Origin of the sequence: Lactococcus formosensis (assembly GCF_018403745.1) — a bacterium.
Lineage (GTDB): Bacteria > Bacillota > Bacilli > Lactobacillales > Streptococcaceae > Lactococcus > Lactococcus formosensis.
On sequence record NZ_BOVP01000001.1, the window covers coordinates 257,976 to 275,729 of the forward strand.

The window sequence follows — 17,754 nt, forward strand, 5'->3', positions numbered from 1 at the left end:
CAAAAAAATAGCGATATCATCATCGCTATTTTTTATTTTATTTTACTTCTTCAATTTCAGTTTCTGAGACAGTTACTTCAGGAGCATTTGACAAATCTGACAACGGTTCAAGATTACGGTAACGGAACATACCTGTACCAGCAGGAATAATCTTACCGATAATAACATTTTCCTTAAGACCGAGTAAGTGATCTTCTTTACCGTGGATTGCAGCATCAGTCAAGACACGTGTAGTTTCTTGGAAAGATGCGGCAGACAAGAATGAATTTGTTTCCAATGATGCTTTAGTAATACCCATAAGTACAGGACGCGCTGTAGCTGGTGTTTTACCAGAAAGGAGAGCTTCTTCATTGATTTTTTCAAAGTCAGAAATATCCATAAGTCCACCAGGTAAGATATCAACATCACCAGTATCCATTACGCGGACTTTACGAAGCATTTGGCGAACCATAACTTCGATGTGTTTATCCCCGATTTCAACCCCTTGTGAACGGTAAGTTTTTTGAACTTCACCGAGCAAGTAAGTTTCAACAGATAAAGCATCACGTACTTGGAGCAAGTGCTTAGGTTCAATTGAACCTTGGATCAATTGGTGACCACGGTGGATAAATTCACCTTCTTCAACCATAAGTACATCGGCCATTGATACTGTGTATGAACGTGTATCTGTTTTACCTTTAACTGTGATTTCACGTGTACGTGTCGCAGCGTCTTCCACAATAGATTCAACCGTACCAGTAACTTCGGTAATGATTGCTTCCCCTTTAGGATTACGTGCTTCAAAGATTTCTTGTACACGAGGCAAACCTTGAGTGATATCTGAGCTTGACGCAACACCACCCGTGTGGAATGTACGCATTGTCAACTGTGTACCAGGTTCACCGATTGATTGAGCGGCGATTGTACCAACAGCTTCACCAACTTCAACGGCTTCACCTGTTGCCAAGTTTTTACCGTAACAGTGTTTACATACACCATGTGGTGTTTTACATGTAAATACTGAACGGATTGTAACTTCTTTGATACCCGCAGCAACGATTTGCTTCGCGATATCTTCTGTAATCAATTGATCATCGCCAATAATTACTTCACCAGTTTCTGGATGTACAACTGTTTTACGTGTGTAACGTCCTTCAAGACGTTCAACCAATGGTTCTACCATTTCTTTACCAGTAGCAATATCAGAAATCAAGAGTCCACGGTCTGTACCACAGTCGACTTCGCGGATGATAACGTCTTGAGCGACGTCAACCAAACGACGTGTAAGGTAACCAGAGTCGGCAGTCTTAAGGGCTGTATCGGTCATACCTTTACGCGCACCGTGAGTTGAGAAGAACATTTCCAAGACAGAAAGACCTTCTCGGAAGTTAGAAATGATAGGCAATTCCATGATACGTCCGTTAGGAGCAGCCATCAAACCACGCATACCGGCCAATTGTGAGAAGTTGGAAATGTTACCACGGGCACCAGAGTCCATCATCATAACGATTGGGTTAGTCAAATCTTGTTCTTCAATCAAGCGTTTTTCAAGTGTATCTTTTGCACCACGCCAAACATCAGTAACCGCATTGTAGCGCTCATCATCAGTAATCAAACCACGACGGAATTGTTTAGTAATTTGTTCTACACGTTTGTGTGCTGCACCAATGATTTCTGCTTTTTCAGGAACCACTGGGATATCCGCAATACCAACTGTTAAACCAGCCAATGTTGATTGGTGGTAACCTAAGTTCTTGAGCAAGTCAAGGAACTCAGATGTTGTTGTTGTACGATAACGTTTGAAGACTTCAGCGATAATATTACCCAAGTGTTTTTTCTTGAATGGCAATACTGTGTCAATCTCAGCTAAACGTTTGTGAATATCTTCACCAGGTTCCATAAAGAAACGGTCATCCGTTTGAGTAGTGATATTCTCGTCGGTATTTTCGTTCAAGTAAGGCATACCCTCTGGATAAATTTCATTCCCTTCTGGCATGATTGCGTTAAACATTACTTTACCAACCGTTGTAATCAAGATTTTACCTTTTTGGAACTCTGTCCAAGGTTTATTCATTGATTGAGTTGCAATACCGATACGTGTATGTAAGTGAACATAACCATTACGCATTGCAATTTCAACTTCTTCAGGATTAGAGAAGATCATACCTTCTCCTTCACGTCCTTTTGCTTCCATTGTCAAGTAGTAGTTACCCAAGACCATATCTTGAGAAGGTGTAACGACTGGTTTACCATCTTTAGGGTTAAGGATGTGTTCAGCAGCAAGCATCAGCAAACGTGCTTCAGCTTGCGCTTCTTCTGACAATGGCACGTGAATCGCCATTTGGTCACCGTCAAAGTCGGCATTGTAGGCTTCACAAGCCAGTGGGTGCAAACGCATTGCACGACCATCAATAAGTACTGGCTCAAAGGCTTGAATACCTAAACGGTGAAGCGTAGGTGCGCGGTTAAGGAGAACAGGGTGTTCTTTAACAACTTCTTCAAGGACATCCCAAACTTCAGCATCTTGGCGTTCAACTTTACGTTTAGCCGCACGGATGTTGGCAGCCATTTCACGTTTAACCAGTTCAGACATTACGAATGGTTTGAAGAGTTCGATCGCCATTTCACGTGGGACACCACATTGGTACATTTTAAGTGTTGGACCAACTGCAATAACTGAACGACCAGAGTAGTCGACACGTTTACCCAACAAGTTTTGACGGAAACGTCCTTGTTTACCTTTCAGCATATGGCTGAGAGATTTAAGTGGACGGTTACCGGCACCTGTGATTGGACGACCACGACGACCATTGTCAATCAATGTATCAACAGCTTCTTGCAACATACGTTTTTCATTTTGGACGATAATATTAGGGGCATTAAGCTCCATCAAACGTTTCAAACGATTGTTACGGTTGATAACACGACGGTAAAGATCATTCAAATCAGATGTGGCAAAACGTCCACCATCCAATTGAACCATTGGACGAAGATCTGGTGGAATAACTGGAAGGACATTGAGCACCATCCATGCTAATTTGTTACCAGATTTTTTGAAGGCTGTTAAAACATCCAAGCGACGGATGATTTTCACACGTCGTTGTCCGCTAACATTTTTCAATTCTTCTTTAAGTTCAGCAACTTCTGCGTCAATATCAACATCGTTAAGCAAATCTTGAATAGCTTCTGCACCCATTTTTGCAACAAATGAACCAAAACCATTTTTCAAAAGTTGTTCACGATATTCACGTTCTGTCAAAAGTTGTTTCTTTTCAAGATCTGTTTCTTTAGGATCAATAACGACATAGCTTGCGAAGTAAATAACTTCTTCAAGAGCACGTGGACTCATATCAAGTGCTAGCCCCATACGTGATGGAATCCCTTTGAAATACCAGATGTGTGAAGTTGGTGCTGCCAACTCGATGTGTCCCATACGTTCACGACGTGATTTAGCTGTCGTTACTTGAACACCACAGAGTTCACAGACTTGGTTTTTGTAGAAAACGCCTTTAAGCTTACCACAAGCACATTCCCAGTCCTTTTGTGGACCAAAGATACGCTCATCGAAGAGACCTTCGCGTTCAGGTTTTTGCGTACGATAGTTGATGGTTTCTGGTTTTTTGACTTCACCAAATGACCAGTAACGAATTTTTTGTGGAGATGCGATACCAATTCGCATGCTCTCAAATTTATTTACATCGACCAATGTTTTCTCCACTTTCTTTGTATTTATTTCTTTTCTGTTGAATGTTTGTCCGTTGACATAACATTCCTGTGAAGACCGCTAGCTGTGTCTTTTTCAACACAACTTTGCCCGCAAATCTTGAATTAGCAGACAGAAACTCGTGCATTAGGCAGCAATGTAGAACTTATTTTTAAAATAGAAGTTATCCATCAAAATACAGTTCTACATTACCGCCTAGCACACTTGCACAGCGGTTTACCTTAAAAGGTTTTTATCTTAAATTTATTCCGAAAAGCTATTTCTTATTCCAAATAAACTTCGTATTCACAGAAAAGAACAATTATTTTTCTTCTTTTGCTTCGCTAATCAATGCTTGTTCAGTTTCCACTGCTTCAGTAACAATTTGCTCCTGAGCTTCAAGCATTTCTGGCGTAATGTCAATATTTTCTTGACGAACTTCAATTTCATCATCAAGTTCACGAAGATCAAGGACATTTTTCTCACCATCAAGGACTTTAAGATCCATACCAAGCGCTTGTAATTCTTTTACAAGGACACGGAATGATTCAGGAAGACCTGGTTTGGGAATACGTTCACCCTTAACAATAGCTTCATAAGCACGTGTACGTCCAATAACATCATCTGACTTGTATGTCAAGATTTCTTGGAGGACATTTGCCGCACCATAAGCTTCAAGGGCCCAAACTTCCATTTCCCCGAAACGTTGTCCACCGAACTGTGCTTTACCACCGAGCGGTTGTTGTGTAACAAGTGAGTAAGGACCAACGCTACGTGCGTGAAGTTTATCATCAACCATGTGGTGAAGTTTGATCATGTACATGACACCGACAGAAATACGGTTATCAAAGGCTTCACCCGTACGGCCATCGTAAAGGACTGTTTTGGCATCATCAGCCATTCCAGCTTCTTTAACTGTATCCCAGATATCTTCATCACTCGCACCGTCGAAGACTGGTGATGCAATGTGTATACCTAATGTACGGGCAGCCATACCCAAGTGGAGCTCCATAACTTGTCCGATATTCATACGAGAAGGGACACCAAGTGGATTCAACATGATGTCGATTGGTGTACCATCTGGTAAGTAAGGCATATCTTCCATAGGAACGATATTTGAAACGACACCTTTGTTACCATGACGACCGGCCATCTTATCCCCAACGTGGATTTTACGTTTTTGTGAGATGAAGACACGAACCAACTTGTTCACACCTGATGGCAATTCATCACCATTTTCACGTGTGAATACACGTACATCGTGAACGATACCGCCACCACCGTGAGGCACACGGAGTGATGTATCACGAACTTCACGTGCTTTTTCACCAAAGATAGCACGAAGAAGGCGTTCTTCAGGAGTTGGATCAGTTTCACCTTTTGGTGTTACTTTACCGACGAGCAAGTCCCCATCTTCAACCTCAGCACCGATGCGGATAATACCGTCTTCGTCCAAGTTTTTAAGGGCTTCATCACCAATATTTGGAATTTCGCGTGTGATTTCTTCAGGGCCAAGCTTTGTATCGCGTGTTTCTGACTCGTACTCTTCAATCGCAATAGATGTATAAACGTCATCTTTGATCAAACGTTCAGACATGATGATGGCATCCTCGAAGTTATAACCTTCCCAAGTCATATACGCCACAAGTGGGTTTTGACCGAGCGCCATTTCTCCATTTTCCATTGATGGGCCATCACCGATGATATCGCCAGCTTCAACCTTATCCCCAAGTTCAGCAAGTGGACGTTGGTTATATGAAGTCCCTGAGTTTGAACGACGGTATTTCATGATGTTATAGATATCAAGCTCACCTGATGTACGACGTACACGGATCTCGTCAGCATCTACATATTCAACAGTACCATCATGTTTAGCAATCACAGCAGCACCAGAGTCACGGGCTGTTTGATGTTCCATACCTGTACCAATCCAAGGTGCATGCGGATCAATCAATGGAACGGCTTGACGTTGCATGTTGGCACCCATGAGGGCACGGTTGGAGTCATCGTTTTCCAAGAAAGGAATACAAGCTGCAGCTACGGCAATAACCTGCTTAGGTGAAACGTCCATGTAATCTGCAGTTGAAGCATCAACTTCGATATTGTTACCAACGTGACGGGCCATTACTGTTTCATTGACAAATTTATTGTCATCAGTCAATGGTGAGTTAGCTTGGGCAACTGTATAGTTGTCTTCTTCGTCAGCTGTTAAGTATTCAACTTCATCTGTAACAGTCCCTGTTGCGCGATCAATACGACGGTATGGTGACATGATGAAACCATATTCATTGATTTTGGCATAAGAAGACAAGTTATTGATCAACCCGATATTTGGTCCCTCAGGTGTTTCAATCGGACACATACGGCCATAGTGAGTGTAGTGAACGTCACGTACTTCATATGAAGCACGGTCACGTGAGATACCACCAGGACCTAAGGCAGAGAAACGACGTTTGTGTGAAAGCTCTGACAAAGGATTGTGTTGGTCCATAAATTGTGACAACTGTGAAGAACCAAAGAATTCTTTAATTGCAGCTGTTACAGGACGAATGTTAATCAATCCTTGAGGTGTCATATTTTCATTTTCAGAAGATGACATACGTTCACGGATAACACGTTCCATACGTGAAAGACCGATACGTACTTGGTTTTGAAGCAATTCACCAACTGAACGGATACGACGGTTTCCTAAGTGGTCGATATCGTCAACCTTACCAATACCTTCAGAAAGACCTAACCAGTAGTTGATATTAGCAATCACATCTGCTGGCATCAACACACGGTTTTCAGCAGGAATTTGACCGTTAGAAATCAATGTCACGACACGTTCTGGATCTTTTGGAGAGTAAACTTTCAATGTTTGAAGTTCAATTGGTTCAGGGATAACAGCATCGTCAGATGGTTGATAAACTGTTGTATTGAGACCATTATCCAAAAGATTTTCGATAGAATCCAATACATCACGTGTTACGAGAGTATCAGATTCAACAAGAATTTCGCCTGTTTCAGGATCAACGATTGGTTCTGCCAATGTCAAACCAAGGATACGGTTTTTAAGGGCAAGTTTTTTATTAAATTTATAACGACCTACAGGTGCAAAGTCGTAACGACGTGGGTCGAAGAAACGTGCAATTAAAAGTCCACGAGAGCTGTCCGCTGTTTTAGGTTCACCAGGACGGAGGCGATCATAGATGTCTTTAAGCGCTTCTTCAACACGAGTGTCTGATGGGTTTTTGTGAACATCTTTACCCAATGTTGTATTGAGGAGTTCACTTGGTCCCATAAGTTCAAGGATTTCATCGTCACTACCAAAACCAAGTGCACGCAACATTGTTGTAAATGTCAACTTACGTGTACGGTCAATACGTACATAACCAACACCTTTAGCGTCTGTATCTAATTCAAACCACGCACCACGGTTAGGAATAGTTGTATGACCATAAGATTCCAAACCATTTTTATCTGTTTTAAGGTGGAAGTATGAACCTGGGCTACGTACCAACTGGCTGACGATCAAACGTTCAGAACCGTTGTTGATGAATGTACCCATTTCAGTCATAAGTGGGAAATCACCGAAGAAAACTTCTTGTGTTTTCAATTCGCCTGTTTCTTTATTTACAAGGCGGAAAGTCACATGGATTGGTGCAGAATAGTTTGCATCGTGAGCACGGGCTTCATCCACAGTGTATTTAGGGGCTTTCATTTCATATCCAACAAATTCAAGCTCCATTGTGCCCGCAAAGTTGTCAATTGGAAACATTTCTTTGAAGACGTTAGCCAAACCTTCGTCAAGGAAGTTTTGATAACTTGCTGTTTGAACTTCGATCAAGTTCGGCAAACCAATTACTTCTTTGATTCGTGAAAAACTGCGTCTTGTACGGTGTTTACCGTATTTTACGTCATGTCCTGCCAAGTTGATTCTCCTCATTCTATTTTTCCAGTTTTTCTGGATGTGTTATACAAGATTTGTCGTTTTTAAGTTTCTTATGAAAAATTCTGAAAAGTCAGTAGTTTGTCTTTTTCATTACTTTTTAGATTTTTTACAGTTCAGAAACGGCAAAAAAGCAACGAAAACTTGACGTTTCGTTGCTTACAAAACCCGTGGGGACAATATTTCCCACAGAATTTGTCGACAAACCATTACCCTATATTATATCATTTATCGACTGTATTTACAAGGTCTAAACACCTTTGAAATACTTTTCTTTCGGTCTAACTTTGCCTTTGTCCGACACTTCAACACCTTCTAATTTTAACAAACGAATTTGTTCTAGACGTCCCTCACCGTGCAAGCCTATAGTGCCATCCGATCTGATGATTCGCCACCAGGGTAAGCGATGTCTCTCTGATAAACCATGAAGCACTCTTGCAACTTGCCGCGCACCATTTATAAGGCCTGCCCGCAGTGCGATATCTCTGTAGGAGCTCACTTGCCCGTAGGGAACTGCTTTGATTTCCCGAAGTATCCGCTGGGTTTCTGGCTTAAGATCTGCAAATTCTTTTACCATATTTTCACACGTTGGTCAGGTGCGCGGTACATCCCATCACTTTCTTGCACATCAAATGTCTGATAAAATTCTTCTAAGTTTGTCGGTGGAATATTTGCACGCAATTTCGCTGGAGCATGGACATCCATTGAAAGAAGCATTTGTTGAAATTCTATACTGGCTTTCATACGCCATATCTTACCCCATTGGCTAAAGAAATCTGTAAGATTAACATCTTCTTCTTTTTGCGCAGCAGTCATCGCTGCCGTGATTCCTCCTTGGTCGGCAATATTTTCTGAAACAATCAACTTACCGTTTGCTGGGCCAGCTTCGGTCGCCACGCCATCAAAAGCTGCAATCATTTCTTCTTGTTTCTTTTCAAAAGCCTCATAATCTTTGTCTGTCCACCATTTATTGAGGTTACCATACTTGTCAAACTGCGCCCCGTTATTGTCAAAAGCATGCGAAATTTCATGTGCAATTACTGCACCAATACCGCCATAGTTTTGACTGGATGACTGTTCAAGACTATAGAAGGGTGCCTGTAAGATAGCTGCTGGAAAAACAATCGTATTGCTGTCGGGACTATAATAAGCATTAACCATATGAGCCGGCATATGCCACAAGCTCTTATCAACTTCTTCGCTAAATTTTTCATAGTGACGTGCAGTGAGCAATTCATCGAAATGACAGGCATCTTCGTAGAGACTCCCATTTCCAACTTTAAAACGACTATATATTTCTGGAAGTTTGTCCGGGTAGCCTATGAACACAGTAATTGCACTCAATTTTTCAATAGCCTTATCAATCGTTGCACGACTAAGCCATTCATTTTTATCTAAGCGTTCTTGGTAAACTTTAATCATCTCAGAAGTCATGTGCTTAACGTCTGACTTAGCTTCTTCTCCAAAATATTTTAGACCGTAATAAAGGCCAATCACTTGACTGAAATAACTCTCCGTTATATCGAGTTGATGTTTTTCTTGACTCCTTGCCTCTGATACATTCGATAAAAAACGTCCATATGCAGACCCTAAAAGTCGTAATTCATCTGAAAGTAAGCCGGTTGCCTTACGCGCGATTTTCACCAGCATCCAAGCTTTAATCAGGGGCCAATTTTCTTCGTTAATAATCTCGTCAAAAGAATCATAAAAACGATTTTCAAAGACAACTATTTTCTCAGGTTCTGTGTTGACCAAACCTTTGATAAATGAATAAAAATCTATATTTTTTAAATGCTTTACAAATTCTTTAAAAGGAATTGGATTGTATAGTTCCGCATATTTAGCCCATTCTTCTGCTGTATTTGCTGATTCCACCAAAAGACTATCAAAAGCTACAGCTTTAGCTGCGATTTCTTGTGCATTTTTTTGCCCAAAATGTTCTAATATTTCTTTGGAGTTCTCTTGCCAAAAGTTCAACAGTTCTGCTTTACGAGGATGATTTTCTTCATAATAAGTAGTATCAGGCAAGATAAGCCCAGGACCAGTGAAGCCCAAAGAGTGATGCACTGCATCCTTCATATCTGCATCAACGCTGATTGAGAAAGGCAAAGGTGCTTGTGAATGGAAAATTAAATCAAGTAAATGTGTGCGAAAATCCTCGAACGAATCAAGACTTGTTATCTTATCCATTTCTCTAATAACGGCAGAGAAATCATTTTTATTACGACTTTCCCAATCCCCCGCTTTATTGTAAAACTTTATAGCTTCTAACAGTTCAGGATTATCTTCTGGAAGATCTACAGACATGTGCTGCAAATCAGCTGTTAAGTTTTTTTCATTTTCTAATACCAATTCATCAAAAGCAGAGATACGTGGTTTATCAGTTGGTATCTGCGCCTTTTCAAGCCATTCGGCATTTACTGTTGCAAATAAATCATCTTGTATTCGTGTCATTATAACCTCCTGAAAACGTTTTTTATATTATAACATAAAAGAAAAAGCAAACTTCCGAACAGCTCTGCATTCTGAAATTTGCTTTATTTAGATTTTTATTAAATATGAAGTTTTTGACGAAGTCTTGTACCTCGGCTCCCCATTAACTTTTCAAGTAAACCTGCCTTGGCTGCAATATAAATGTAGGTGAAGAAACCACCGCCTCCAGCTATAGCTACTACAAGTAAAGCTTTGAAATGCCCAGGAGCAAGGGGAAGTAAGATTAACGACATCAATCCATAAAGGACAAATGTAACAACAGCCATGATTGCTGTAATAATCGAGATTCCAATGATTCCTTTTAATGTACTTTTCACACGGAAACCTGTAACTTCATGAATCTTACGAATGATAATCCATGTTCCATAACCAAAAGCAATCGTTGTTGCCACAAGTGGACCATAAGAGTGGAAAATCATAATTGATGGTATTTGCAAAATCAATTTAATTACCAATGTGATAATGAAATAACGCATCGCTACCTTAGAATAATGCAAAGCTTGCAAGATTGGGGCAACCATCGTGTACAGGGCCAATAAGAAACTTTGGAGGACGGCCCAGATAAAGAGTGCAAGCTGTAAACTGTTTACCGAACCATAGAAAAGTGTATAGATTGGGGCAGCCAAAATCGTCATTCCTAAGACTGCAGGCAACATAAAGGCCACAAACAGTTGAAAATCATAAGAAATCAAATGCGCTGTTTCTTTGTAGTTTTTCTTTACAAAGTTAGAAGCAATAAGTGGTAAGGCCACAGCGCCTAAAGTCATCGCTTCACCAATGAGAATCATTGTCAACTTATCGGTATTAGCAGAAAAGTATGAGAAGAAAACCAAAAGCTGTGTATCACTATAGTCTGATACCCAACGCATTACCGTAACAAAGGTCGCTTGGTCAATAATTTTAAAGATTTGAATGGCTGAGCCAATAACAACAAACGGAATAGCTTGATAGATTGTTTGTGAAAGCAGGCGCCAAGCACTAATCTTTGTAATACTTGGGCCCGGATTAATGATCTTACCGATCATATTGTTTTTGATCAAATACCAAAGCAAGACAGCACAAGAACCGAGCATACCGATAAAGGCCGCTGTTGTAGACTGGACAACTGCTTGTGTCCAATCTCCACCTGAAAAGCCAAGCTTCATAATCATAAAGGTGAATACCAACATCCAGATTACACGGACGACTTGCTCATAAATCTGACTCAATGCTATCGGCTTCATGTCGTTTAAACCTTGGAAGTATCCCCGAATGACCGACATAGCCGGGAAAATAAGAATGGCTAGAGAAAGTGAGCGCATCACCTCTGTCAGGTTTTCTCCCCCACCAGACATGACTGCTAATGCGGGCGCACCAATATACATCACACCAGCTGCTACAACACCAAGCCCAACCATGAAAATAAAGATTTGACGAACTAAGCGGTTACTCAGATTTTCATCTCCCATCGCGTTATAGTGAGCTACTTCACGCGCAATAGCTACAGGCAAACCAGCAGTTGAAATCAAAAGAAAAAGTGCATAAATATTATACCCCATTGAGAAAAGGGCATTCGCTTCATTATTATGTTCTCCCATCCATGCAAACCACGGAATGATGTAAATTGCACCTAAAAGACGAGATAAAATATCTGCTAGTGTAAACCATAAGGTCCCACGCATCATTGTATCTTGCTGTGCTGCTTTATTGTCTCGAATCTCTTTACGCTTGGTTTCTGCATCCATTTGCTGGAGCTTTTCTTCCATGCTGAGATTATCAGTCATTTCTGTACTATTCATTTTTCTATTTTACCATGAAGTAGGCTTTTTTGACAATAAAAGTTTATAACATATCTAGGATAGACAAGCTCTATACCACGGGAAAATTTCAGATAGAGTAGTTGTGTACGTTTATTTACTTGAATCGTGATCTACAATTCGTTTAAAATTCCAGAATGTTCGACTCAAAAGAAGCATTGAAAAAAATGCCACAGTATAACGATTAAAGCAAGTTGTCAGAAGAATGAAGGCAAAACCCAAAATTCCTTCAAAAAGATAATCCTTTATCTGTCGTTCGACCTCCATTAACTTTAATATGCGAGCACTGGCAAAATAAGCCCGGATTACAGCATTCGTCACTATCAAGAAGACCGTTGTCAGGACTACAGTTAAATCCATGGACAAAGCTACAGTAAAAAAAGATAAAGCCATCAGGTAAGAAAGAGTCTGAATTTTTGGCAGTTGTTTTTTGTAATAGCTTAACTCCGCTGTTCTTTCCATGAATGCCACGTTTTGGAAGATGAAGATACCAATGTAATTCAGAATGAAACTGCTCTGAATTATCAAAAGAAGCCCTAAAAGCGAATCCAAATTCGTGAATACACTTTCCTCTGAAACAATGATAAGAAAACTAGCACCAAGGAAAATTAGAGCGCTAAAAATATAAGTTTGGTTATTTTTATTCATAAGGATGATTAATAAAAAAGCCGGAAATTCCCCATTGTATAGATAGCTGCACCTGCTGAAACACCTATCACAGCACCAAGTGCCCAATTCCATGCTGCAACAGTCGCTATTTTAGACGCAATTGCGCCATAACTATAGACATAAACACCACGCGCGAGAGCCTTAATCTGTGTCCAACCAAACCCTACCGCCGTTAAAGCCCTGCGCATCCCTGATGAACGATGCCACAAGCCTTCCAAATTCCTTCCAACCATTCGGATAGAAAAAGCACGCGGTGCCAATAATGGCACGTTTTGACTTGCCATCAATTCTTTTTCTTTTTGTTGTAAAAAAGCCAAGTCAGATTCGTCAAAGGTAATCTGTTCAAGCGAATCCCAAATTTCACTTTGTTGTTGACTTACTTGAATATCATTCGCTTGTACTAGCCCTGTCACAGACGGTCCAACTGTCGAAAATAAGAGAGTGAGCGCAATCATACCAACTATCGCTTTTTTAGTTTGTCTTTTCATTAAATTTTCCTTTCTGTGGCTATGATATTTTATGTGTGAATTTTTCAGCAAAGATACGAATAATAGTTGAAGCACTTAATCAATCCTATCCATTTATATCGCTTATAGTTAGTCTATAACAACATTACAGCTAAAGACAGTTATAACTTAGGCTTAAATTACTATATATTGACAGTTCTTTGTTAACTTAGTTAATGGAGAAATTGCCATAACCAAGCGTTTTATTGTTAATTTACCTCAGTTTTAAAGCATAAAAATATTAAAATTCTAGGAGTCATTTATGAAAAAAACATTACCCATAGGAGAAACATATCGCTATTTTCGTACTTCTAAAAATTTCGCACTTAAGGAAGCGGCGAAGGACTGCATCTCCATTTCTCAACTTTCTAATTTTGAAAACGGACGGAGCCATGTTTCCTGTCTTGTTTTGCTCTATCTCTTGAATAACATAAACGTTTCTCCTCATGAATTTTTCCATCATCTCAATGTCCAACTCAATCCCTGGGACTGGTTTGAAGAACGTCATATGGCTCACCTAAACAGTAATATGCTCCATCTTCAAAAAATTATCCAAAGATATGAAAAATCACTTATACAAAGCTCGCCTTCCACTCAAAGATTAGAATTTGATAAATTCCGATTAGAGGCGACCATGAAGCAGCTAGATTCCCATTACCACCTCTCTCCTAAAAGTCTTACTGTTATTAAACACTACTTAAAGAACATCAAAATATGGGGCGAATATGAATTTGATTTGTTGAGTGACATAGCTGTATTTCTTGACTTAGGTACCTTATCAAAGTTTAGCCATAAAATACTTAAAACAGCGCGATGCAGAAACATTCACCCTCTCACTCAAAAAGCACAATTAAGGTCCGTAATAAACGTCCTCGAGATTTTTATAAAAAAGAGGCAGAAATACTTAGCGGAAGAACTACTGTATTTTATTAGCACTTTAAATATTCCAGAAGATGATCTTTTTGATAGAGTAAATTTCATATATCAAAAAGCGTTTTTTGAAGTAAGTTTTGGAGATACAAGCGCTGTAAAAACAATGAAAAAATGTCAATATTTTTTTGAACTGTGCGGATCCTATCAAATTGCTCAGAAGCTAGAACAAGAAATTAAAAGCTTAGAGACTTTAATAAAATCAAGAAAGCCAAGATAAATACCTCCTGTTAGGGTATAGTCCCCTGTAAAAGAAAATACTAAAACGTCTACCAAGTGAGAAAAACACAAGTGAAAATGGTATAATTAAGCCTACGTATAAGAAAAAAGCACCTAACCACACTTAAGTGAAGTGCCTTAAAATTTAGCTCTCTCCAGAGTTAAATGGTGTAAATAAAGGAGGCAGAAAAGTCCATGATCAAAATACATGATGTTTTAGAAATTCTGAAAAAAGATGATAACTTTCACGAAATCGTCTTCGAAAAAGAATATTACTATAACTGGGAGGAAGAATTAACCTTCGATCAACTAAGCTATGATAGCCGAAATACTTCTGCATCAACCCTGTTTTTTGCAAAAGGGTTAAATTTTAAAGCGGAATATTTAGAAAACTTAGCGGCACCGTTCTACATTTCAGAAACAGACTATGAAGTGGAGATTCCTGCAATCATTGTTTCCAATGTCAAACGCGCAATGAGTCTCCTCGCCCAATCCTTTTATGATTATCCACAAAATGAACTCAAAATTTTAGCTTTAACTGGTACGAAAGGAAAAACAACTTCTGCTTACTTCGCTAAATCAATCTTAGATGAAATGAACGGGCAAAAAACAGCTTTGCTTTCTACAGCAGAAACAACTCTTGATGGGAAAAATTTCTTCAAATCTGAGTTGACTACACCCGAAAGTCTTGATTTACTCAAAATGATGCGCCAAGCTGTGGATAATGGAATGACACATCTTGTGATGGAAGTAAGTTCACAAGCTTATAAAACCGAACGTGTCTATGCTATTAACTTCGATGTTGGCGTCTTCCTTAATATCTCTCCCGACCATATTGGCCCCGTGGAACATCCTACACTCGAAGATTATTTTTACTGCAAGCGACAACTTTTACATCATTCGGATTACTTTGTGGCCAACAGTGAAATGACCCACTTCAATGTGATTAAACAAGAATTAGAAGAACTCGAAATCCCGCATGATTTTTACGGCGAAATGTCTGACAATCAAATCATCGCTTCTCATGCACACGATTTTACAACAAGTGGTAAAATAGCTGACCATTTTGACATTCGTTTGCTTGGAAAATTTAACCAAGAAAACGCCTTAGCTACAGCTTTAGCAACCCAACATCTAGGAGCAACAATCGAACAAATTAAAAACGGCTTAGCGAAAGCCGTTGTACCTGGACGCATGGAGATGTTAACTACAAAAAGCGGTGCAATAATTTATGTCGATTATGCTCACAATGGCATTAGTTTGAAAAACTTAGTATCTGTTGTTGAACCACATCATAGCGGTAAAATCGTCTTGGTTTTAGGAGCTACAGGTAATAAAGGTGAAAGTCGCCGTAAAGATTTTGGCCAAGTTATCGAAGCACATGAACGTTTAGAAGTGATCCTCACGCAGGATGATTCTAACCACGAAGATCCTAAAGCTATTGCTGATGAAATCGCAAGTTATGTTTCTCGTTCTTGTGATTTCGAAAGAGACCGAGCAGAAGCTATAAAACAGGCTATTCAACGTGTAACAGATAAAGATGATGCTGTTATTATTGCCGGAAAGGGTGCGGACAAGTTCCAGTTAGTCAATGATAAGCGAGTACCTTATCCTGGTGATAGAGCCGTAGCTGAACAATTTCTTTAAAAAAATGCCTCATCGGCATTTTTATGTTTTCCAATAAAAAAAGCAGCTTAAGCTGCTCTTTTTTATTTGGCATTATGTAATTCATCTTCAGAAAGATCTGTTAATGAAGCATATTCTGCAGGGTAACGTTTTTTGTAGCGGTTCATCATGAAGAAGGCTACCAAACCAAAGATAACTGGACCAGCAATCATTGATACCACTGTTTGGATTGTATCGCCAAGAACTGCTGAACGTTCAGCAACTGGCAAAGCAAAGTAATCTGTGATTGGTTGGATTACTGTGAAGGCATTTGCAAAAGCAACAACTAGAAATGTTACCGTTACAGCCGCCATCGCTACACCTTTAGATTTGTAAAGTGTGAATGGTTTTTCGATGTTGTCATTGAGTTTGAATTTTGCATAGGCAATGACGATAAAGAGGTAAGGTAATGTCATTGCAACATTAGCCATGTTTGTCAAGATTGCAAAGAATTTCGCTGCTGCTTCTGCACCACCACCAAGGTTAATAAGCATATTCAATAAGATGATGACAAAGACGATGACAAATTGGATAACCATCGCAAATTTAGGCATACCTGATTCTTTATCAAGTTGTCCATAACGACCTGGCCAAAGTTTATCTGGTGTACCAGAAATAATTTGTTTAACAGGGCTGTAGATCAATGTAAAGAAAGCACCCATCAATGAAAGCAACATTGCAAGACCCATGTAACGGGCAAGGATTGAACCGATAACTACCGCACCTGAATGGCTCATACCAAAGGCAGCTCCAAGCGCTTCACCAAGATATTGCATTGTTACATAACCCGCATTACCAAGGTTGATTGTTCCAGCTTTTACGCCTTCATAGAATGCGCCGCCTGTTTGGTAGTTCATGAAGAAACCAACACAGAGAATCATTACAGAATAACCAATGGCAATGATAAGTGCTGATGTTACAACACCACGAGGGAAGTTTTTCTCAGGTTGGTCTGTTTCATCAACCAAACCACCAACAGCTTCAACACCACCATAAGCAAAGATGGCAAATACCATGAAGGCAATAAAGCCAATCGCTGAACTGTTATTGAAGTTAGGGTTAAGGCTGGTTACAAAAGCTTCAGCAGTAATTGGTGTTGTTGGATGTCCATTAAGAACAAGAACTAACAGAGCACAAATCAGGAGAATCGCATTCAATGAAAGAACAGCTATACCACCAAGGGTAGCGAATTTTTTAACCGCATCTAAACCACGAAGTGCAAAGAAAGTGATTGCAGCAACCCAAATCATAGCAATGATTGAGAGAATCCATGGATCTGGTACATGAAGCGAGTTACCAAAAATCATGTTTGTGATGGGTACCATGATACCATTTGAAACGTTGACCATCCACACCAAATATGAAGCGTACCACATAAATGTTCCGACGAAGGCGAAAGTTGGACCAACTGCTTTCTCCATCCAAGAATAGATCCCACCTTTTTCTTCTTTGAACGCTGAACCAAGTTCAGTTACCATGAAGGCAAAGGGCAGGAAGAAGAATAATCCTCCTACGATATACCATGGAATCGCAGCATAACCCATCATGTAGAATGCACGTGGGATGTTGTTAAATCCATATACTGACGTGAAGATCATCAGGCATAAGCCGACAAGAGAAAGTTTCCCTTTTGCTTTATCAGACATCAAATGTCCTCCTTTTTTTATAATCAGATTGACTGATTGAAAATATTTGTAAATCAAGTAGCTTAAAGCACTTGTATAATTACCATAAGTAAAGGCGAGCTAGTCATTCTACCATAAATCTCAACAGTGAATTATACTGTCTTTTATAAAAGATAGAATAGAACAATCATAACTAGAATTCGTTATAATTGTGCGACAATTTTAAGAAAAACCTAAA

Annotated in this window: 10 protein-coding genes; 2 read left to right on the forward strand and 8 right to left on the reverse strand. The window is 39.6% G+C overall.

The genetic code is table 11. The features are described from left to right. Positions 1 to 37 precede the first annotated feature (37 nt). From rpoC to KJS37_RS01345, 7 genes are all read right to left on the reverse strand, one after another. Positions 38 to 3,685: a DNA-directed RNA polymerase subunit beta' gene (gene rpoC / locus KJS37_RS01315; RefSeq protein WP_017368839.1), complete on the reverse strand. Its 3,648-nt coding sequence runs from the start codon at positions 3,683 to 3,685 to the stop codon at positions 38 to 40. A gap of 319 nt (positions 3,686 to 4,004) precedes the next feature. Further along, complete coding sequence (gene rpoB / locus KJS37_RS01320) at positions 4,005 to 7,595, reverse strand: DNA-directed RNA polymerase subunit beta (RefSeq protein WP_017368838.1); 3,591 nt, start codon at positions 7,593 to 7,595, stop codon at positions 4,005 to 4,007. Between the two features lie 268 nt (positions 7,596 to 7,863). Then, entirely contained in the window at positions 7,864 to 8,190 is a 327-nt protein-coding gene (locus KJS37_RS01325; protein WP_165711426.1) for an MGMT family protein, read from the reverse strand. Continuing rightward, positions 8,184 to 10,067 (reverse strand): endopeptidase PepO, encoded by a 1,884-nt coding sequence (gene pepO, locus KJS37_RS01330; RefSeq protein ID WP_213495552.1) that lies wholly within the window; start codon positions 10,065 to 10,067, stop codon positions 8,184 to 8,186. Before pepO ends, KJS37_RS01325 begins: the two co-directional genes overlap by 7 nt. Before the next feature lie 98 nt (positions 10,068 to 10,165). Further along, entirely contained in the window at positions 10,166 to 11,884 is a 1,719-nt protein-coding gene (locus KJS37_RS01335; RefSeq protein ID WP_017368835.1) for a putative polysaccharide biosynthesis protein, read from the reverse strand. A 111-nt stretch (positions 11,885 to 11,995) separates the two neighbouring features. Beyond that, a complete protein-coding gene (locus KJS37_RS01340) occupies positions 11,996 to 12,364 on the reverse strand; it encodes a hypothetical protein (protein WP_244851285.1) in 369 nt (122 codons plus the stop codon). 194 nt (positions 12,365 to 12,558) lie between these two features. After that, positions 12,559 to 13,059, reverse strand: coding sequence for a hypothetical protein (locus KJS37_RS01345; protein ID WP_165711430.1), 501 nt, complete (start codon positions 13,057 to 13,059; stop codon positions 12,559 to 12,561). Positions 13,060 to 13,339: 280 nt separating this feature from the next. Between KJS37_RS01345 and KJS37_RS01350 the strand changes: the two genes are divergently transcribed. Together KJS37_RS01350 and KJS37_RS01355 are read left to right on the forward strand one after the other, a co-directional pair. Next, positions 13,340 to 14,227 (forward strand): helix-turn-helix domain-containing protein, encoded by an 888-nt coding sequence (locus KJS37_RS01350; protein ID WP_165711431.1) that lies wholly within the window; start codon positions 13,340 to 13,342, stop codon positions 14,225 to 14,227. Between the two features lie 194 nt (positions 14,228 to 14,421). Next, entirely contained in the window at positions 14,422 to 15,873 is a 1,452-nt protein-coding gene (locus KJS37_RS01355) for a UDP-N-acetylmuramoyl-L-alanyl-D-glutamate--L-lysine ligase (protein ID WP_213495554.1), read from the forward strand. Positions 15,874 to 15,935: 62 nt separating this feature from the next. Here KJS37_RS01355 and yjeM read toward each other — a convergent pair whose 3' ends face one another. Then, the gene (gene yjeM / locus KJS37_RS01360) at positions 15,936 to 17,537 is read right to left on the reverse strand and encodes a glutamate/gamma-aminobutyrate family transporter YjeM (RefSeq protein WP_165711433.1); all 1,602 of its coding nucleotides are present in this window, start codon (positions 17,535 to 17,537) and stop codon (positions 15,936 to 15,938) included. Between the last annotated feature and the right edge of the window lie 217 nt (positions 17,538 to 17,754).